Source organism: Streptomyces violaceusniger Tu 4113 (assembly GCF_000147815.2).
In the GTDB taxonomy this organism is placed as follows: domain Bacteria; phylum Actinomycetota; class Actinomycetes; order Streptomycetales; family Streptomycetaceae; genus Streptomyces; species Streptomyces violaceusniger_A.
In genome coordinates this window covers 10438047-10457715 of the sequence record NC_015957.1, presented here as the reverse complement: position 1 = coordinate 10457715, position 19669 = coordinate 10438047, and the positions used below count along the sequence as shown (strand labels likewise).

Annotated in this window: 16 protein-coding genes, 1 tRNA gene, 1 other RNA gene and 2 pseudogenes; 12 read left to right on the top strand and 8 right to left on the bottom strand. The window is 70.4% G+C overall.

The features are described 5' to 3' along the window. Nucleotides 1-41: 41 nt before the first annotated feature. Nucleotides 42-170: a hypothetical protein gene (locus STRVI_RS55820; protein ID WP_286012093.1), complete on the bottom strand. Its 129-nt coding sequence runs from the start codon at nt 168-170 to the stop codon at nt 42-44. Continuing rightward, nucleotides 143-901, bottom strand: coding sequence for a S1 family peptidase (locus tag STRVI_RS42780; protein ID WP_014061801.1), 759 nt, complete (start codon nt 899-901; stop codon nt 143-145). The genes STRVI_RS55820 and STRVI_RS42780 overlap by 28 nt, the downstream gene beginning before the upstream one ends. 398 nt (nt 902-1299) lie before the next feature. Between STRVI_RS42780 and STRVI_RS42775 the strand changes: the two genes are divergently transcribed. After that, the gene (locus STRVI_RS42775; protein ID WP_014061799.1) at nt 1300-1944 is read left to right on the top strand and encodes a response regulator; all 645 of its coding nucleotides are present in this window, start codon (nt 1300-1302) and stop codon (nt 1942-1944) included. Between the two features lie 155 nt (nt 1945-2099). On the opposite strand, the gene STRVI_RS42770 is transcribed toward STRVI_RS42775, so the two are convergent. The 5 genes and pseudogenes from STRVI_RS42770 to STRVI_RS42750 all read right to left on the bottom strand — a co-directional run bounded on the left by STRVI_RS42770 (nt 2100) and on the right by STRVI_RS42750 (nt 6238). Beyond that, nucleotides 2100-3476: a sensor histidine kinase gene (locus STRVI_RS42770; RefSeq protein WP_251982838.1), complete on the bottom strand. Its 1377-nt coding sequence runs from the start codon at nt 3474-3476 to the stop codon at nt 2100-2102. Nucleotides 3477-3709: 233 nt separating this feature from the next. Further along, a pseudogene (locus STRVI_RS42765) lies at nt 3710-3940 on the bottom strand (ALF repeat-containing protein); the annotation flags it as partial. Nucleotides 3941-3973: 33 nt separating this feature from the next. Beyond that, a pseudogene (locus STRVI_RS42760) lies at nt 3974-4634 on the bottom strand (IS3 family transposase); the annotation flags it as partial. Between the two features lie 281 nt (nt 4635-4915). After that, on the bottom strand, nt 4916-5509 hold the full coding sequence (locus STRVI_RS42755) for a hypothetical protein (RefSeq protein WP_014061797.1): 594 nt from the start codon (nt 5507-5509) through the stop codon (nt 4916-4918). Between the two features lie 641 nt (nt 5510-6150). After that, a tRNA-Ser gene (locus tag STRVI_RS42750) sits at nt 6151-6238 on the bottom strand. A gap of 74 nt (nt 6239-6312) precedes the next feature. On the opposite strand from STRVI_RS42750, the gene ffs reads away from it, so the two are divergent. The 10 genes from ffs (at nt 6313) to STRVI_RS42705 (ending at nt 17396) form a co-directional block, all read left to right on the top strand. Beyond that, an RNA gene (gene ffs, locus STRVI_RS46860) (signal recognition particle sRNA small type) lies at nt 6313-6407 on the top strand. Nucleotides 6408-6494: 87 nt separating this feature from the next. Further along, nucleotides 6495-9089 (top strand): DNA polymerase III subunit gamma and tau, encoded by a 2595-nt coding sequence (locus tag STRVI_RS42745; protein WP_014061796.1) that lies wholly within the window; start codon nt 6495-6497, stop codon nt 9087-9089. A gap of 129 nt (nt 9090-9218) precedes the next feature. Continuing rightward, nucleotides 9219-9554, top strand: a complete 336-nt coding sequence (locus STRVI_RS42740; protein ID WP_014061795.1) for a YbaB/EbfC family nucleoid-associated protein — start codon at nt 9219-9221, stop codon at nt 9552-9554. 275 nt (nt 9555-9829) lie between these two features. Then, the gene (recR, locus tag STRVI_RS42735; RefSeq protein ID WP_014061794.1) at nt 9830-10429 is read left to right on the top strand and encodes a recombination mediator RecR; all 600 of its coding nucleotides are present in this window, start codon (nt 9830-9832) and stop codon (nt 10427-10429) included. Beyond that, the gene (locus tag STRVI_RS42730) at nt 10422-11087 is read left to right on the top strand and encodes a DUF5063 domain-containing protein (RefSeq protein WP_014061793.1); all 666 of its coding nucleotides are present in this window, start codon (nt 10422-10424) and stop codon (nt 11085-11087) included. Before recR ends, STRVI_RS42730 begins: the two co-directional genes overlap by 8 nt. 392 nt (nt 11088-11479) lie before the next feature. Next, a complete protein-coding gene (locus STRVI_RS42725) occupies nt 11480-12760 on the top strand; it encodes an aspartate kinase (RefSeq protein ID WP_014061792.1) in 1281 nt (426 codons plus the stop codon). Beyond that, nucleotides 12757-13848 carry an aspartate-semialdehyde dehydrogenase gene (locus STRVI_RS42720; RefSeq protein WP_014061791.1) on the top strand — a complete coding sequence of 364 codons (1092 nt, stop codon included), beginning with the start codon at nt 12757-12759 and terminating at the stop codon, nt 13846-13848. The genes STRVI_RS42725 and STRVI_RS42720 overlap by 4 nt, the downstream gene beginning before the upstream one ends. Before the next feature lie 518 nt (nt 13849-14366). After that, nucleotides 14367-14942 (top strand): SigE family RNA polymerase sigma factor, encoded by a 576-nt coding sequence (locus tag STRVI_RS42715; RefSeq protein WP_030829843.1) that lies wholly within the window; start codon nt 14367-14369, stop codon nt 14940-14942. Beyond that, nucleotides 14939-16291, top strand: coding sequence for a hypothetical protein (locus STRVI_RS42710; protein WP_014061789.1), 1353 nt, complete (start codon nt 14939-14941; stop codon nt 16289-16291). Before STRVI_RS42715 ends, STRVI_RS42710 begins: the two co-directional genes overlap by 4 nt. Nucleotides 16292-16463: 172 nt before the next feature. After that, a complete protein-coding gene (locus tag STRVI_RS42705) occupies nt 16464-17396 on the top strand; it encodes an SURF1 family protein (protein ID WP_014061788.1) in 933 nt (310 codons plus the stop codon). On the opposite strand, the gene STRVI_RS42700 is transcribed toward STRVI_RS42705, so the two are convergent. After that, nucleotides 17302-19128 (bottom strand): S9 family peptidase, encoded by a 1827-nt coding sequence (locus tag STRVI_RS42700; RefSeq protein WP_086019662.1) that lies wholly within the window; start codon nt 19126-19128, stop codon nt 17302-17304. The two genes, STRVI_RS42705 and STRVI_RS42700, sit on opposite strands and share 95 nt — an antisense overlap. A 127-nt stretch (nt 19129-19255) precedes the next feature. On the opposite strand from STRVI_RS42700, the gene STRVI_RS42695 reads away from it, so the two are divergent. Beyond that, nucleotides 19256-19630 (top strand): nuclear transport factor 2 family protein, encoded by a 375-nt coding sequence (locus STRVI_RS42695; protein WP_014061786.1) that lies wholly within the window; start codon nt 19256-19258, stop codon nt 19628-19630. Nucleotides 19631-19669: the final 39 nt, after the last annotated feature.

Genomic DNA, 19669 nt, shown 5'->3' with positions numbered 1-19669 from the left:
TCTGATCGGCGTGTGCGGGTAGGGGTATCGCGCGGGTCGGGTCAGTCGCGGGTGGCGCCCTGCGGCCAGACCACTCGGGTGGGGAGGCCGGTGTGCTCGGCGTAGGCCACGACGTCGGCGGTGCCGCCGTAGCCGGCGCCGATCACTTCGCGGTGGCCCGCTCGATCCATTCGCGGTGGGCCGTCAGGTCGGTGTAGATGCCGGGTCCGGTGGCACACTCCGGATCGGCGTCGCCGTCGCGGCTGGTCGCCCCGATCAGTTCCCACCGCCCGGGACGGCCCTTGATCTGCGGCCCGCCGGAGTCGAGGATGCACGCCTGCGCGTTCTTGGTGGGGCTGTCGGTGCACAGCTCGTTGTCCGCGTTGTAGTTCTCGCTGCACCGGTCGTCGGGGACGATTTTGGTGTCCAGTTCCTGCAGACGGATCGGGGGATCCGGGCACTCGCTGCCGTCCTCGCAGGTCATTCCCCAGCCGAGGATCCGAGTGTCGGTGCCCGTCGGAGCTGATTCTGCGGCCAGCTTGATGGGCTTCGCGTCCACGGGGTGGTCCAGCTTCATGACAGCCACGTCGTTGCGGAACGGCTCGTAGGAGAAGTCCGGGTGTGTGATGACCTTGGTGACCTTCGCTTTGGCACCCTTCGTGCGATCGAGGTCGCCGACCTGGACGGAAAGCTGCTGGGGCTTGACGTTCACCGTGCAGTGCCCGGCGGTCACGATCCAGTCCGGTTTGATCAGGGAGGCTCCGCAGTAGTGGTGGCCGTCCTTCTGCACGCTCGCCATGAATGGGTACGGTGAGGTGGCGTCGTGTCCCCCGATGATCGCCGATGCCGACGGTGTCACGGCCATGGTGAGCGTGATCGCCCCCACCACTGCGCACAGTGCCGCCTTGCCGCGTTTGGCCATCTGTCTCTCCTGTGTCTCGTTGAGGGTACGGTCACCCGCGAAGCTCAAGACCGTCTCCGGTCAGGCCGCGCCGAAGGCGAAGACGATCCACGCCACCGTCATCCCGGCCCCGTGCCGGGAGGTGAAGATGCTGGTCGGCGCAGCGGTGACCAGTGCGTCCATCCTGTTCCGGGCGGCACTCTCGGCGCGTCACCCTTTCCGCTCGGGTGGGCCTGACCGAAAGTCGTACGGCACTCCGGCTGGATCGTGCTGCGGGACGACCGCGAGGTGACGGGGAAGTCGCCGACGACACCTCAGCCGAGGACACCGCCCCGGATGCGCTGCGTGCTGGGCGTACCGGGGACGGCGGATACCGTTGCAGGCGATGTTGACCGTACGCGGACGAGGTGGTGGCGTGAGTGACCGTCAAGGTAGTCCTCCTCGACGACGAGGAGTTGGTGCGCAAGGGCATCCGGATGGTCCTCCACGCCGAGCCGGACATCGAGGTGGTCGCCGAAGGCGATGACGGCTCGGTGGCAGTGGATCTGGTGGCCGAGCACCGCCCGGACGTGGTGCTCACCGACATCCAGATGCCCCGCGTCGGCGGCCTGGAGGTCGCCCGGCGGCTCGCCGCGCTGCCCGATCCTCCCGCCGTCGCGGCGCTCACCACCTTCGACGTCGACGAATACGTCTACGCCGCACTCCAGCACGGCGCGGCGGGCTTCCTGCTCAAAGACACCTCGCCGCGCGAACTGGCCGACGCGGTACGGGTCCTCGCGCGCGGCGAGGCGATGCTCTCACCCCGCATCACCACCAAGCTGCTGGCCGCCTTCGCCACTGGCGCGGTCGCCCCGCAAGCGCGATCGCGGATGGCGGAGCTGACCGCCCGCGAGCGCGAGGTCGCCGTGGCAGTCGCCCAAGGCCACAGCAACTCCCAGATCGCCACCGACTTGTTCGTGAGCCAGTCCACGGTCAAGGTCCATCTCAGCCGGATCATGACCAAGCTCGACGCCGCCAACCGCACCCAGGTCGCGCTCATCACCCACGACGCCGGACTGACCTGAGCGCCTGACTCATCGGCGACGTCGCCGAACGGGTTCAGCACGGACGTACGAGGCCGGCTTGATCACCGAGTGCTGCGGGGCCGATCCTGTCGAACACGACGTGTGGCGGATCGGAGAGACGGGTGCTCGGCGGAACGCCACGATCCCCGGCAGGGTCAAGCTCCGGTTGTGGGCGCTCCGGGCACCGAGGTGGGCAGCGCGGCATCGATCCGGAAGCCCCCGTCACCGGTGGGCCCGGACTCGATGGTGCCTCCGGCCAGGCGGACCCGCTCCGTCAGCCCGATCAGCCCGTGTCCCCCGCTGGGCAGCAGAGGCTCACCGTTGGCAGCTGGCTCGGCGGGCATCTCAGGCGGGCCGTTGACGATCCGTACCCGCACGGTTCGCGGGCCGAATGCGAGGTGAATCTGCGTCGTGGCGCCTGGGGCGTGCTTGTGCACGTTGGTCAGAGCCTCCTGCACGACCCGGTGTGCGGCACGCTCGACCGGCTCTGCCAGCGGCTGCGGCGCGCCCTCGACGAGCACGGTGACGGGCAGCCCGGCGGTCCGGGAGCCGTCGGCCAGCTCGGAGATCCTGTCGACGGCCGCGTCGGCGACGGGCCGCCGCTCGGCCGACGCGGCGCAATCGTGTGCCGCGGCCCCTGACTCACCCTTCGCAGCGCCGCTTCCCGCGAGTGTCGGTGGCTCCCCGGCACCGGCGGCCGGGCCGTTTCTGAGGAGCCCCAGCATCTCGCGGAGTTCGGTGAGCGCGCGCCGACCGGCCGTCTGGATGATCTGCGCGGTCTCGCCTGCCACCTCCGGGTCGTGAGTGGCAACGCTGAGCGCGTTGGCGTGTACGACGATCAGACTCACCTGGTGGGAGACCACGTCGTGCATCTCGCCGGCGATGCGCCGGCGCTCCTCTTCCCGCGCGGCCTCGGCGACAAGCCGCTGTTCCCGCTCGGCGCGCTCCGCCCGTTCGACGAGACCGGCGACGACGACGCGCCGTTGGCCCACGTAGAGCCCCAGCAGCAGCGGCACCATGCAGGAGAAGACGAAGTTCACCGCGAACCAGGTCACCACGGTCCGAAAGCTGGACCATACTGCCGCATTCCAGGGCGCGAGGGCCACCAGCCCGACACCGGCCGAGGCCCAGGCGATCCGGCGGCTGTGCGGGCCGCGATAGGCGCCCTCCGCGTAGTAGGCGAGGGGCGTTGCGAAAGCCGAGACCTGGAGGACCTTGGCGAGCAGTCCGACGGCGAGTACCAGTTCGGGGGTTCGGCGCCGTGCGAGCAGCGGCAGTGCGCTCACCGCGGCGATCAGCAGGTTCGCCCAGGGAGCGGCCGGTCCCAGGTAGGGGTTCTGGAAACTGTTCCACACCGCGAGCAGCAACGCGACGACCGTCAGCACCAGGTCCGCGGCGCGCGCCGGGGGGAGAGGCGAGCGCGATACGGGCCGCTTCGCGAAACTCTGCGCTGTGCCCCCGTCGCCGGAGGGCAGGAGCGCCCAGCTGCGCAGCGTGTTCCCGAGCTGGCGGGTGCGACTGGTGGTTCTCACCTGGTGAGGATAGAAGGCGGCCAACCGCAACAGCTCGGGCGGCTTGTTCGCGTAGCCGATGGCTCGACAGCCGTGCGGTGGGCAGCTTCGACGTCGGCCCGAGCGTCGGCCCCAGCGTCGGCACCGTGACGGCGGCTGACGGCTGCGCCGGTGGTCGCCACCGAGTCGTTGATCCGGGCCGTTGATCCGGATTGCCGCCGGACACGTCGGGCAGGGCGTATTCCCCGCTTTGCCTAACCGGCCACCTCGTACTGCCCGACCTCACGGAAGTAGCGCAGGGCTTCCGGGGAGCCGTCGTTGAGGGCAGCGTTGGCTGCGGCGCGCAGGGCATCACTGATGTTCGGAGCCGCGAGCATGCGCGCTATGTAGACGGCGTCGTCCTCGGCTTGGGCCAGCCGGAAGCCGGTCTCCAGCCAGGCGCGCATCTCCTCCGGGGAGTTGTTGTCGAGGAGCTTGTCGGCCTCCGGGGCTTGACCCTGGACCGTGGACACCGGTTGTCATGCGGCGGTGGTCAGCGTAACTGATCGTTGTTCGAAGACGATCGGACTGACCTGACCGATGCTGGAGTGCCTTCTCCTGGTGTTGTAACGGGTGACCCACCGGAACACCGCGAGCCTGGCTTCACGGGATCCTGACCAGCGTTTCTTGCCCTGAAGCGTCTCGCGTTTCAGGGTCGCGTTGAACGATTCAGCGGCGGCGTTGTCCGCGCTCGTGCCCACCGCACCGCGTGACCTGGTCACACCGAGGTCCATGCAGACCTGGGCGAACTCCTGCGAGGCGTACTGAGCTCCGTTGTCGCTGTGGAAGATCGCCCCGCTCAGGCCGCCGGCACCCCGGGCCGCGGCCGCGGCCTTGAGCGCGTCGGTGACCAGCCCGGTGCGCATGTGATCGGCGATCGACCAGCCCACCAGTCGCTTCGAGCACAAGTCCAACACCGTTGCCACATACAGGAATTGGCCATTGCCGATGGGGAGGATAGGTTATGTCGCCCACGTATTTCGTGTTCGGTTCGGCCGCGGTGAAGTCGCGTCGCAGCAAGTCCGGCACCGGCGTCGCCGACGGCTCGGAGATCGTGGTGCGGACCTTCTTGCACAGGTGGAAGCCAACGATGTCCCAGGCGCGCATGACGCGGGCGACGCGCTTGTGATTGACGTGCACGGCGCCGTAGTGCTTTGCCTCGATCGCGGCGACGAGTCCCCTGCTCCGAGGGTGGACCATGGCCCGGCGGCTCCGCTCGGCCTCCTGGTGGTCCAGGATGGCGACATCGCACTCATGCGCCACCTTCGACGTGGTGGCCGCTACGAATACTCCCAGGTGGATCTCCAGCCTCTTCTGTGTGCCCGCGAAGCCCACCAAGACGTGGGTGAAGTCACCCGACCACAAGTTTCCGGGGGACCTGCGGAAACGCAGGGCAGTAGCAGGCTTCCTGCCGTCCTGAGTCAGCAGCGCAGTCCCACCTGCTGCCCGTGCGGCCTCAAGGCATACGACAAGCAGGGATGCCTCGTACAGGTCGGACTCGTCGGCGTTGCCGCGATACACAGGCTGCAGAGCACCGATCGCCTGCTCGATGGCCAGCGCCAGATCGTCCCTGTTCGCTGGATGGCCTCCTCGGGTATCACGGGTTCCTCGGACAGCAGCTCGCGGACGACCGTCAGGGCGACCCGGGCACGCTCCGTCTCCGCTTTGAGGTCGAGGTAGGAGAGCGGCTCCAGTTCCGGATCGCCGAACTCGATCGTCAGCTCCATCTCTCGCTTCAAGGCGATGTCCAGTGTTGCCTTGCGCGATGCGTACATTGTCTCGGCAAGCGTGAGCAGGGCTGATCGTACGAGCTCCATGCGCTCGTCGTCGGTGTACGGGAGCACGGCGATGTCAGCCTTGCCAAGGGGCGGGAGCTCGGCCTCCGCCAGTCGGCTGGCGCGTGCTTCGTACTCCCCCTCCTGTCTGAGTCGCTGCTCGGAAGCTACTCGGCCCTGCCGGACTTCCTGCTTCAGCTGATCGGCGAGATCCGGCAACTCTTCTGCGAGTTGCATCATGATGTGCGCGAAATGATCACTGCTGTCGACAGACAGGCTGCCCTCCCTGATCTCCGGTTCAGGACTGTAACCACTCGGTCTGACAGTCGCGCCGGTGATCGACGTTCTGGTGGCAAGCAGCAGCCACGAAGGAGCGGATAGTCAAGACCACCTCGCGGTACATGCCGGCGGCTGATCGCACGCGGTGGCGGGGAGCTGGTCGGTGACGAGGAGCCTCTACGTAATGCCCGCGTGTAGGGGGTGATGACGAGATCAGCTTGCCGAGAGGAGATAGACCGGACCTGCAGGGCCAGCGAGGAGGGCTGGTCCGTCAGCGACGCCCAGCACATCCGCGATCTCGCCGCTTCACCCTCCCCGGGAGTCGGCGCAGCCGTCCCGGAACCCGAAGCTGATTACGGCCATCGAGCGGGCGGCTGTTTCCGCCGCGCTGGGCTGCCCGCCGTGGGAACTCGGGCCGTGCACCGTGTGTGGTCCGCTGATGCACAGGTACAGGCAGGACGCCGCCATGTTCTGTGGTGCGTCCGCGCCGTTCTCAACGGCCGGTAGCTCCGGCGTCGCATCGACGGGGAACTGAGACCACACACGCCGAAGGGCCCCACCGCGAGCGGTGGGGCCCTTCGACATCGTGCCCGGTGAGGCACTGGCGGAGGATACGAGATTCGAACTCGTGAGGGGTTGCCCCCAACACGCTTTCCAAGCGTGCGCCCTAGGCCTCTAGGCGAATCCTCCGCGGGAAACAATACAAGACCGGATGCCGTGCTCGCGAACTCGTTCCCACCCGGGTCCATCCGCTAAGGTGGGGGCCAGCCCCTCACGTGGCGCTATCTCACCGAACTCCCCCAGGGCCGGAAGGCAGCAAGGGTAAGTGGGCTCTGGTGGGTGCGTGAGGGGCGCCTTGCGTCTGCGGGGGGTGTCTTGCGTCTGCGGGGGGTGTGGGGATGCGGGCGTGGTCCGGTTGTCGGCGGTCCCCGATATCGTCGTAAGCGTGTCGTCCCTCGCGCTGTACCGCCGCTACCGCCCCGAGACCTTCGCGGAGGTCATCGGGCAGGAGCATGTCACCGGCCCGCTGCAGCAGGCGCTGCGCAACAACCGGGTCAACCACGCGTATCTCTTCAGCGGTCCCCGCGGGTGTGGCAAGACGACCAGTGCGCGCATCCTGGCCCGCTGTCTGAACTGTGAGAAGGGTCCCACTCCGGCGCCGTGCGGCGAGTGCCAGTCGTGCCAGGACCTCGCGCGGAACGGACCGGGCTCGATCGATGTGATCGAGATCGACGCCGCGTCCCACGGTGGTGTGGACGACGCCCGTGAGCTGAGGGAGAAGGCGTTCTTCGGGCCCGCGTCGAGTCGTTACAAGATCTACATCATCGATGAGGCCCATATGGTCACCTCGGCGGGGTTCAACGCCCTGCTGAAGGTGGTCGAGGAGCCTCCGCAGCATCTCAAGTTCATCTTCGCGACCACCGAGCCGGAGAAGGTCATCGGCACGATCCGGTCGCGTACGCACCACTATCCGTTCCGGCTCGTGCCGCCCGGGACGCTCCGCGAGTATCTGGGCGAGGTCTGCGGGCGCGAGGCGATCCCGGTCGAGGACGGGGTGCTGCCGCTGGTGGTGCGGGCAGGGGCCGGGTCGGTGCGGGATTCGATGTCGGTGATGGACCAGCTCCTCGCGGGCGCGGCCGACGACGGTGTGACCTACGCCATGGCGACCTCGCTGCTCGGTTATACGGACGGCTCGCTGCTCGACTCGATCGTGGACGCCTTCGCGGCGACCGACGGGGCGGCGGCGTTCGAGGTCGTCAACCGCGTGATCGAGGGGGGCAACGACCCCCGGCGCTTCGTCGCCGATCTGCTGGAGCGGCTGCGCGATCTGGTGATCCTCGCCGCCGTGCCGGACGCCGCGGAGAAGGGGCTCATCGACGCCCCGGCCGATGTGGTGGAGCGGATGCAGGCGCAGGCGTCGGTCTTCGGCGGCGCCGAGCTGAGCCGCGCGGCGGACCTGGTCAATGAGGGCCTTACGGAGATGCGCGGCGCCACCTCGCCGCGGCTGCAGCTCGAGCTGATCTGCGCCCGGGTGCTGCTGCCCGCCGCCTTCGACGATGAGCGGTCGGTGCAGTCGCGGCTGGAGCGGCTGGAGCGCGGGGCCCTCGCGGGCGGCCTGGGCGGTGGAGCCGGTGCTGGTGCTGGTGGCGGTGCTGGTGGTGGCTTCGCTGGGGCGGCGGGGCCCGGGCCCGCCATGGGGTACGTACCGGGGCCCGACGCTCACGCTCCGGCCGCGCCCCCCGCCGCCGGGCCGTCCGGTCCGGCCGCCGCGCGTGCGGCGATGGCCGGGGGCGGGTCCGGGCAGGGGCAGGCCCCAGGGGGGCCGGGCGGCGCCGAGGCCCCCGACGGGTGGCCCGCGGGTGCGCGACCGGCCGCGGACAGCGGTCCGGGCGGCGCCGCAGACGGAGGACAGCCGGCCGGTGCCCCGGCCGCGCCCGTGGAGGGCGGCGGCGGGCAGCGGCCCGGAGCATGGCCGTCGGGTGCCCAGTCGCCTGCGGTGGAGGGCGGCGGATCGCGGCCCGGAGCCTGGCCCACCGCCTCGGCGCCTGGTTCCGGTGCGTCTGGTGCGTCTGGTGCGTCTGGTGCGGGCGGGCCGTCTGGTGCGTCCGCACCGTCTGGTGCTTCCGATGTCGGCGGTGCGACCGGTGGTGGCGGTGCGTCCGGGGGTGCCTCCGGTGGTGGGGCGCCCGCCAGACAGCCCGGTGGCTGGCCCACCGCCACCGCGCCGGGGCAGGGCGGCGGCCCACCTGCGCAGACGCCCGCGGCGCCCTCCGCGCCGACCGCGTCTTCCGGGCCGGCCTCGCCTCCCGCGTCCGCCGCGCCCTCCGCACCCGCGCAGGGCGCACCGAGCATGGCGCAGGGCGCCGTGCAGGTGCGGCAGATGTGGCCGGACATTCTGGAGGCGGTCAAGAACCGCCGCCGCTTCACCTGGATCCTGCTGAGCCAGAACGCGACGGTGTCCGGCTTCGACGGCACCACCCTCCAGCTCGGCTTCTCCAACGCGGGCGCGCGCGACAGCTTCGTGGGCGGCGGCAGCGAGGATGTCCTGCGGCAGGCGCTCCAAGACGCCATCGGCGTGCAGTGGCGGGTCGAGGCGATCGTCGACCCCTCGGGCGGCACCGGACAGCAGGGCGGCGGCCCGGGCGGCCTCGGGGGTCCGGGCGGTTCCGGCGGCTTCGGCGGAGGCGGTGGCGCCACCGGCGGTGGTGGCTTCGGCGGTGGTGGCGGCTTCGGTGGCGGGAGTGGCCCCGGTGGCGGTGGCCCCGGCGGCGGTGGCCAGTCCGCCGCGCCACGGCAGTCCGCGCCCCGGCCCGCGCCCGCCTCCCCGCCCCCGGCCGCCCCCGCCGCGCCGTCCGGCGCCGTGGACGCGAGCCCGCCCCCCGAGGCGGCGTACCGGGAGCCCGAGCCTCCGCGGGTCGCGCTGGAGGACGACATGCCGGCCGAGGACGACCCGGACCTGGACGACACCGCGCTGAGCGGGCACGACCTGATCGTTCGCGAGCTCGGTGCCACGGTGATCGAGGAGATCGTCAACGAGTAGGAGGCGTGGGCCCGGCACCCATGCCCTATGTAGCCGTGTCTCCTCCGTACGGCGTAGAGCAGGGCGCTCGGGGAGCACGTAGGCTCGGGCTATCGAAGAGAACGACTGTCGAGCGCCAGGAGCGAAGCCGTGATCCCCGGTGGTGGCCAGCCGAATATGCAGCAGTTGCTGCAGCAGGCTCAGAAGATGCAGCAGGACCTCGCCGCGGCCCAGGAGGAGCTGGCCCGGACTCATGTCGAGGGTTCCGCGGGCGGTGGCCTGGTGAAGGCGACCGTGACCGGTTCCGGTGAGTTGCAGGGCCTGGTCATCGATCCCAAGGCCGTGGATCCTGAGGACACGGAGACCCTCGCGGATCTGGTCGTCGCGGCCGTCCGTGACGCCAACAACGCCGCGCAGGAGCTCCAGCAGCAGAAGCTCGGCCCGCTCGCCCAGGGGCTGGGCGGTATGCCCGGGCTCCCGTTCTGATCCTCGGGTCCGCCGGGTCTCCTGGGTCCCTCGGGTCCCCCGGTCCCTGGGATTCCGGATCCTCGGGTCCTCGGTTCCTTGGGTTTTCGGGTCCCCGGGCTCTCCAATCTCATAGGGTTCCGTAATCCCACCGGGTCCCCAGGGCTCCCCGGGGCCCACCCGGCTCTCCGGGCCCGGCCGCGGGACCACGGCGGCCCCGGCAGCGAGGGTGCGGCGCAACCGAATATTCATATGCAGTACAGCCACCGCGCGGCGGCGCGAGATTGGATGAAGGCGTGTACGAGGGCGTGGTCCAGGACCTCATCGACGAGTTGGGCAGGCTGCCCGGCGTCGGTCCCAAGAGCGCGCAGCGGATCGCCTTCCACATCCTCCAGTCCGAGCCCACCGACGTCCGCCGCCTCGCGCATGCGTTGACGCAGGTCAAGGAGAAGGTGCGGTTCTGCGCGGTCTGCGGGAACGTCGCCGAGGCCGAGCAGTGCCGCGTCTGCCAGGATCCCCGCCGCGACCGCGCGATCATCTGCGTGGTCGAGGAGCCGAAGGACGTCGTCGCGATCGAGCGGACGCGTGAGTTCCGGGGCCGCTATCACGTGCTCGGCGGGGCGATCAGCCCCATCGAGGGCGTGGGCCCGGACGATCTGCGGATCAGGGAGCTGCTCGGGCGGCTCGCGGACGGGACGGTCACGGAGCTCATCCTGGCCACCGATCCGAATCTGGAGGGCGAAGCCACCGCCACGTACCTCGCGCGCATGATCAAGCCCATGGGTTTGAAGGTCACTCGCCTGGCCAGCGGCCTCCCTGTCGGTGGAGACCTGGAGTACGCCGACGAGGTCACGCTGGGTCGTGCCTTCGAAGGGAGAAGACTTCTCGATGTCTGACGCAACGCTGCACGACGCCCACCCGGACCCGGACGACTTCGCGGTCCAGATCTCCGACCAGATCGAGAGCTTCATCGTCGCGGTCACCGAAGTCGCCAAGGGGGACGAGCCGGACAGCGCTGTGCCGTTTCTGCTCCTCGAGCTGTCCCAGCTGATCCTCGCGGGCGGCCGGCTCGGCGCGCACGAGGACTTCGTTCCGGACGAGCGGTACGAACCGGACGTCGGCCCGGAGCCGGATGTCGACGAGCTGCGTGAGCGCTTCGCCGTGCTGCTGGAGCCGGTGGACATCTACTCGGAGGTCTTCGACCCGTACGTGCCGCGCAGCCAGCCCGTCGCCTGCCGGATCTCCGACGATCTCGCCGGGATCATCACCGATCTGCGGCACGGGATGGCCCACTACCGCGAGGGCCGGATCAGCGAGGCGCTGTGGTGGTGGCAGTTCTCGTACCTCTCCAACTGGGGGACGACCGCCTCGGCGGCCCTGCGCGCGCTGCAGTCGCTGGTCGCGCACGTACGGCTGGACAGCCCGCTGGACGAGCTGGACGGCCTGGACACGGACAGCAACGCGGGCGGTGACGAGGAGCTCGCGGAGGAGGCCGGCCGGGTCATGGCGGCGGAGATCGCGGGACCGCTCGGCCTGCGCTCGGGGCCGCGCTGACGGGTGCCCGGGCCGCGCTGACAGGTGCCCGGGCCGCGCTGACGGGTGCCCGGGACGGCCGCCCGGGGCCGCGCCGAGGCGCGCCCGGGACGGCCGACGGGAAGATCTACAACGGACCGCGGGGGCGACCCGCGGCCCGTCCGAGCCTGTGAGCTGGGTTACGTTCCCGTGTGCTTCGGCGGCGAGCGGGAAGGGTTCGTCGCTGAGCGGGTGGGAGGGATGCGGGGAATCTCGCGGACGCATGGACGTATGCGTCGTGTGATGCCCCCTGTCTCCTGCCCTCCTTGATCACTTTGTGAGGCATTCGTCTCGCTATGTGATATTGGGAGGGTGAATTCCGGCCGCTCGTTAAACTGAGCCGACCGCATTATTGAGAGCTGCGAGGAGCGCACGTGGGCCTTGTCGTGCAGAAGTACGGAGGCTCCTCCGTTGCCGATGCCGAAGGCATCAAGCGGGTCGCCAAGCGAATCGTGGAAGCCAAGAAGAACGGCCACCAGGTGGTCGTCGTGGTCTCCGCGATGGGCGACACGACGGACGAGCTGATCGATCTCGCCGAGCAGGTATCCCCGATTCCTACTGGGCGCGAGTTCGACATGCTGCTGACCGCGGGAGAGCGGATCTCCATGGCCTTGCTGGCGATGGCGATCAAAAACCTCGGTCACGAGGCGCTGTCGTTCACCGGCAGCCAGGCGGGAGTCATCACCGACGCGGTTCACAACAAAGCACGGATCATCGACGTCACGCCGGGCCGCATCCGTGACGCGCTCGAACTCGGCGCGGTCGCGATCGTCGCGGGCTTCCAGGGCGTGTCCCAGAAGAGCAAGGACATCACCACCCTCGGCCGGGGCGGTTCGGACACCACCGCGGTCGCGCTGGCCGCGGCCCTGGACGCCGAGGTGTGCGAGATCTACACCGATGTGGACGGCGTGTTCACCGCCGATCCGCGCGTGGTGAAGAAGGCTCGCAAGATCAACGAGATTCCGTACGAAGACATGCTGGAGCTCGCCGCGAGCGGTTCCAAGGTGTTGCACCTGCGCTGCGTGGAGTACGCGCGCCGGTACAACATCCCCATCCACGTACGGTCGTCTTTCTCCGGCCACCAGGGCACCTGGGTGCGCAACCGGCCGGAAGCGGGAGAAGGAGAAGAAGGCATGGAGCAGGCGATCATCTCCGGGGTCGCGCACGACACGTCCGAGGCCAAGGTCACGGTCGTCGGGGTGCCGGACAAGCCGGGTGAGGCCGCGGCCATCTTCCGCACCATCTCCGACGCCGAGATCAACATCGACATGGTGGTGCAGAACGTCTCCGCCGCGTCGACCGGGCTGACCGACATCTCCTTCACGCTGCCGAAGACGGACGGCCACCGGGCGATGGAGGCGCTGACCAAGGCGAAGGCGCTGATCGGCTTCGACTCGCTGCGCTACGACGACCAGATCGCCAAGATCTCCCTGATCGGTGCCGGAATGCGCACCAACCCGGGGGTCACCGCGACCTTCTTCGAGGCGCTGTCGAACTCCGGGGTCAACATCGAGCTGATCTCGACCTCCGAGATCCGCATCTCGGTCGTCACCCGCGCCGACGATGTGAAGGACGCGGTGGTGGCCGTGCACAGCGCCTTCGGCCTGGACAGCGACAGCGATGAAGCGGTGGTTTACGGAGGGACTGGCCGATGATCGGTCATGGCGGTGCCGCCGGGGGCGACAAGCCCACCCTCGCGGTCGTCGGTGCCACCGGCGCCGTCGGCACCGTCATGCTCTCGATCCTCTCGGAGCGTGCCGACATCTGGGGCGAGATCCGGCTGATCGCCTCGCCCCGCTCGGCCGGCCGGAAGCTGACCGTCCGGGGTGAGCAGGTCGAGGTCATCGCGCTGAGCGAGGAGGCGTTCGAGGGCGTCGACGTCGTGATGTTCGACGTACCGGACGAGATCTCGGCGCGGTGGGCGCCCATCGCGGCGAGCAAGGGCGCGGTGGCCATCGACAACTCCGGCGCGTTCCGGATGGACCCCGATGTCCCCCTGGTGGTGCCGGAGGTGAACGCGCACGCGGCCCGGGTCCGCCCGCGCGGCATCATCTCCAACCCCAACTGCACCACCCTGTCGATGATCGTCGCGATGGGCGCGCTGCACGCCGAGTTCGGGCTGAGCGAGCTGATCGTCTCCTCGTACCAGGCGGTCTCCGGTGCGGGCAAGGAAGGCATCGACGCCCTGCGCGAGCAGCTCGCGCTGGTCGCCGGTACGGAGTTGGGCACCCATCCCGGGGACGTACGGCGGGCGGTGGGCGACACCGGGCCGTTCCCGGCGCCGATGGCGCTCAATGTGGTGCCGTTCGCCGGTTCGCTCAAGGAGGACGGCTGGTCCTCCGAGGAGCTCAAGGTGCGCAACGAGTCCCGCAAGATCCTGGGGCTGCCGGAGCTGAGGGTCACCGCGACCTGTGTCCGGGTGCCCGTGATCACCACGCATTCGCTGGCCGTGCACGCGCGGTTCGAGAACGAGGTGACGGTCGAGGCGGCGCACGAGATCCTGGCGGGCGCCCCCGGTGTGGTGCTGTGCGACAACCCGGCGGAGGGCGAATTCCCCACCCCCGCCGACGCCGTGGGCACCGACCCCACCTGGGTGGGCCGGGTGCGGCGGTCGCTGGACGACCCGAGAGCGCTGGAGCTGTTCGTCTGCGGCGACAACCTGCGCAAGGGCGCGGCGCTGAACACCGCGCAGATCGCGGAGGTCGTCGCGGCGGAGCTGGCCGGCGGCGCCGCCGCGAGGTGAGAGGGCCGCAGGGCCCGTCACGTCACCACGAAGTAGGACCCACCACCACGTAGGGCCCATCACGAAGCAGGACCCACCACGAAGTAGGCTCCGCTGCCCGGTGACGATCCGTGATCAAGTGAGGGGACCGGGCCGCCCTAAGGTGAGCGGCCGTCTTAAAGTGACGTTTCACCAGTGCGCCGACCGGCAGATGTGAATATCCTGTGTGCATGTCACTGGCCTGGACCAGCTGAGCTGGGCCGTTGATCTGATCGACGTATTCGCTCCCCGCCCGCTGCAACCGGCAGTGGGCGGGGAGCGTCTTTCCAGCCGCCCCGTAGTGGGCGCAGGGATAACTGGGGCATTGGGGAAGAATTGATGCGCATGGGGGCATTGAACGCATCGTCAAAAGCGGTGCCTCGCGCGTACAACCCTGACAGGGGGCGGCGTGTCCAACAGGCGTGGCAGAGGTATTCGGCATCGCAACGGTTCCAGGGCGCGGCGGCGCGGCGGTACGCCCCCCGCGTACGCCAGGTGGCATGCCGGTGATCGCGCCATGGCCGACGGCCCGCCCCGCGCACATCACAACAGGGCGCGAGGACACTGACGACGCGATGGCAGCGGGCACCACAGTCGATCACCTCACCGAGACCTACCGCGCCCATTACCGGTCGCTGCTCGGTCTCGCCGCGCTCCTTCTCGACGACACCGCGTCCTGCGAGGACGTCGTGCAGGAAGCGTTCATCCGTGTGCACTCGGCGCGCAAGAGAGTCCGGGATCCCGAGAAGACCCTTGCCTATCTGCGGCAGACGGTCGTCAATCTCTCCCGCTCCGCGCTGCGTCGGCGCATCCTCGGGCTGAAGCTGCTCTCCAAGCCGATGCCCGATATGGCCAGTGCCGAGGAGGGGGCGTACGAACAGCTTGAACGCGATCAACTGATCAAGGCGATGAGGGGACTTCAGCGCCGTCAGCGTGAGGTTCTCGTGCTGCGCTACTTCGCCGATATGACCGAGGCCCAGGTGGCCGAGACGCTGGGCATATCGCTCGGCTCGGTCAAGGCGTACGGCTCGCGCGGCATCGCGGCGCTCCGCGTCGCCATGGAGGCTCCGGCATGAACCACATCACACATACGCCGGACCCGGAGGACCCCGGGCGGCGGACGGGCCATGAGCCCGAATCCCGAGAACCAGTGGAGTCCACGGAGCCGATCGAATCGGTAGAGCCGACGGAGTCCACGGAGGCCGGTGAGTCCGCGGGGTCTGCGGATTCCACGGGAGCCGAGGAGGCCGGCGGGTCTGCGGAGGCCGGTGAGTCCGGCGGGTCCGCCCGGTCCAGCGGATCCACGGGGGCCGAGGAGTCCACCACGCCCGCAGGGGCCAGGAAGTCCGCTGCGTCCGGGCAGGGGCGGGTGACGTCCCTGACGCCCCCCCGTCTTCAGCTCGACGACGACGGGCCCGGCGGTGAGGACGAGGAGGCGCTGCGGCTGCTGCTGCACCGCGCCGTCGACGATCTCGAACCGTCCTCCGACTCCCTCGACCATCTGCGGCGCGCCGTGCCCGCCCGCCGTGCGCGGCGGCGCCAGGCCCTGGTCGGGGCCGCGGCCGCGGTGGTGCTCGGCTGCGCGGCCGTACCGGCGCTGGTGCACGTCGCGACCACCAGCAACGGCGCGGACGACCGCCCGGCCAATGCTGCCAGCAGCCAACGTACCCCTGAGACCAGCGGCGGCCGGCACGGCGAGGGCAGCGGCGGCAAGGGCTCCGACGGGCCCGCCGACACGGTCGAGCAGGACAAGGGCGACAAGGACAAGGACAAGGGGAAGGACAAGCCGCCGAAGGGCGAGGAGGAAGGCGGCCCCGGCGGTACGGCCCCCGACCCCTCCAACACGCTGAACGCCACCTCCCCCACTTGCAGCCGCGCCCAGCTCACCAGCGGTGGCGCCGGATCGGTCGGGGCGGCCGACGCCGAGGGGCGGGTCTACGGCTCGTTCCGCGTCGCGAACATCTCGGACAGCGCCTGCACGGTCGAGGGCAGTGGCTCGGTGGGCGGGAGCGCCCAGGGCGGTGCGGACGCCTCGCGGATCCTCGTCGTCGACCACACGGCGGGGGACGCGGCCGCAGGGCTGCCCGACCCTTCCCTCCAGCCGGGCACGCTCATCCTCAAGCCCGGCCAGGCGTACGAGGTCAAGTTCGCCTGGATCCCGACGGCGGGCGGCGGCACCAGCGGCTGCTCCACCACCGGCACACCGACCCCCGATCCGTCCACGGACCCGGCCCAGGACGGGCCGCAGGACAACCCCAGCACGGGCGAGCCGGGCGGTGGCGGTGGTGGCGGCGGTGAGCCGCAGGACGCGAGCGTCCTGGTCAGCCACACACCGGAGGCGGGTGACCCGGCCGCGGCGAGCGTGACGATCGGCGGCGCCTGCGCCGGAACGATCTACCGCACCGGTCTGCTGGCGTCCCTCTAGATCTGCTGGCGTCCCTCTGGGGCAGTGGGGCAGCGGCCGCCTGGGGAGCCTCCCCCGGGAGGCCGCTGCGGCGCTCCTGACACGCCGCGGCGGGATCCCGGGGCCGACGCGCGGGGGTCTGCGGGGCGGCCCCGCCGCCGGGACCCCGACGCGAGGCCCGTACCGTGGTGGTGTGTATCGGTTTCTGCTGACACCCCGCTGGTGGGTGATCAACGTGTTCACCCTGCTGGCGATCCCGGTCTGCCTCTTCATGGGGAGCTGGCAGCTCAGCCGCTTCGAGACGCGCGTCGACACGCACAACCAGCAGCGGGACGACGCGTCCCGCGAGCGGAAGGCCGCGGCCCGGCCGCTGAGCGACCTGCTGCCGGTCACCGCGAAGACCTCCGGGAAGCGGGCCACCGCCACCGGCCGATACGACACCACACATCAACTCCTCGTGCCCGACAGGCGGCTGGACGGCCGCGACGGCTTCTATGTGCTGACCCTGCTCCGTGTGGACGCGGACGGGGACGTCGGCGGAGGCAAGGGCGTGGCCGACGGCAAGGACGGAGCCGGGGCCAAGGGCATGGCCGGGGCCAAGGCGCTGCCCGTCGTCCGTGGCTGGCTCCCCGGCGACGCCGACGATCCGGCGGCCGCCGCCAAGGTGCCCGCACCTCCCTCCGGTGAGGTGACCGTCACAGGGGCCCTCCAGGCGTCCGAGCACGAGGGCGGCGACGGGGTGAGCGCGGCCGGCGGCCTCCCCCGCGGTCAGCTGGGCATGATCAGCGCCGCCTCCCTGGTCAACCTGGTGCCGTATCAGGTGTACGACGCCTGGGTGACTTCCTCCCAGGCTCCCGGGGCCCTGAAGCCGGTGCCCCCCACGGCGGCGGAGGGCACCGGGCTCGACATCAAGGCGTTCCAGAACCTGGGCTACACCGGTGAGTGGTTCGTCTTCGCGGGCTTCGTGATCTTCATGTGGTTCCGGCTGTTCCGCCGCGAGGCCGAGGCGGCCCGCGATCTGGCCCTCGGCATCACACCGCCCGAACCGACGGCTCCGACGGCGCCGGGTGCGGACCGGACCCCAGATGACGCCGAGCGAACTCGATCTCCAAGCGCAACTGCTTGATCCGCTCCTCGACGACCAGCGAGCCGTGCCCCGCGTCATAGCGGTAGACCTCATGCGGGGCGCCGCGCTGCTCGAGCCGCTCCACATAGTTGTCGATCTGCCGTATGGGGCAGCGGGGGTCGTTCAGCCCCGCCGAGATGTAGACCGGCGCCCGCACCTGATCCACATAGGTCAGCGGGGACGACGCCTCGAACCGCTCCGGCACCTCCTCCGGAGTGCCGCCCAGCAGGGTGCGGTCCATCGCCTTCAGGGCCTCCATCTCGTCGTGGTAGGCCGTCACATAGTCCGCCACCGGGACCGCGGCCAGCCCCAGCGCCCAGGAATCCGGCTGCGTCCCGATCCCCAGCAGCGTCAGATAGCCGCCCCAGGAACCGCCGGCCAGCACCAGCCGCTCGGGGTCGGCGAGCCCGGAGGCCACCGCCCACTCCCGTACGACCGCGATGTCCTCCAGCTCGATCAGCCCGACCCGGTGCTTGAGCGCGTCCGTCCACGCCCGCCCGTAACCGGTCGAGCCGCGGTAGTTGACCCGCACCACGGCGAAGCCGTGGTCCACCCAGGCCGCGGGGCCCGCCGCGAAGGCGTCGCTGTCATGCCAGGTCGGCCCGCCGTGGATGTCGAAGACCGTCGGGAAGGGGCCCTCGCCCGCGGGCTTCTGCACCAGCGCGTGCACCCGCCCGCCGGGGCCGTCCACCCACGCGTCGGTGACCCGCACCGACTCCGGGGCCGCGAAACCGGGCGGGTCCAGCACCGTCCGCCCGCTCGTCGACCGCACCTGGGGCGGCTTCTCGGCCGACGACCACAGGAACTCCACCGTGCCGTCCGGCCGCGCCATGGCGCCCGAGATCGTCCCCGCCGGGGTCTCCAGGCGGGTCAACTCGCCGGAGCCGAGGCCGTACCGCAGCAGCTCGCTGCGCGCCTGATGGCTGTGCTCGACCAGCAGCGCCGATCCGTCCGGGAACCAGTCCGCCCCCACGTCACCGGGCAGATCGATCGCCAGCGCGGTCTCCACACCGGTCACCGGATCCCACACCATGGGCTCCCACCGGCCGCGCCGCTGGTGCCCGACCAGCAGCCGGGTGTCCCCCTCGACGGGCGCGAAGCCCATCACGGACAGGCCCAGCTCCTCGGTGCCGCCCTTGGTGTCGTCCAGCTCCGCGACGGCCGTTCCGTCCAGCCGCAGGACCCGGATCGCCGAGTGCATCGCGTCGCCGTGCTCGGTGTGCTCGATCGCGATCAGCGTCCCGTCATGGGAGAGATCGCCCACTCCGGCGGACTCGCGATGCCGGTAGATCTCCTCGGGCTCGCCGCCCGGCCGCACCACATGGATGGTCGAGCCGTCCTCGTCGGTGGAGCGCCCCACGACCGCCGTGCCGTCGCGGCCCAGCGCGAGCCCCGCGGGATAGGAGGGGTCCAGGCCGGGGGTCGCGGGCTCGTCGGCCGGGCGCTCGTCCCCCTCGCCGGCGCTGAACGGCTGACGCAGCCAGACCCCGAACTCATCGCCATCGGTGTCCGAGAACCACCAGATCCACCGGCCGTCCGGCGACAGCACCCCGTCGGTCGTCCCGTTCGGGCGGTCCGTGACCTGCCGCTGCGCACCGGTCGCCCGATCCCATGCGTACAGCTCGTATGTGCCCGTGGCGTTCGAGACGAACAGTGAGTGGTCCGGGGCTTCTTCCGCCCAGTCGGGCAGCCCCACTCGCGGCGCCCGGAAGCGCTTTTCCCAGTCCGGCATGGACTCCGTGCTCTCAGTCATGCTCACCATTCTGCGCCGCACCCCGACATACGCGCTGGCGTCGCCCCGCGCCTGTGGATAACGTTCCCGGCGGGATGGACGGGGGCCGTACACCGAGGGGGAGCTGATGGCCGATATAGCCGCGACAGTGGAGACATACTGGGCAACGGCCCAGGCCAGGGACTGGCGGGCATTCGGTGCCACGCTCGCCGACGACGTCCGCTACGAACTGCCGCAGACCCGCGAGCGGGTGCTCGGCCGGGACGGCGTGGTCCGCTTCAACGCCGAGTACCTGGGCGAGTGGAGTCTGGAGGTCGAGCGCGTCATCGCCGACGGCGAGCAGGCGGTCTCCTGGGTGCGCTTCAGCGAGGACGAGGAGGAGACACAGGCGATCAGCTTCTTCACCGCCTCGGCGGACGGCCGGATCCAGACGATCACCGACTTCTGGCCGACGCCGTACGAGCCTCCGCGTGAGCGCGAGCAAATGGTCGAGCGCTTCTGAGCTGTTCTGGACGCTTCTGGCTGCTCGCGGGTGATGCCG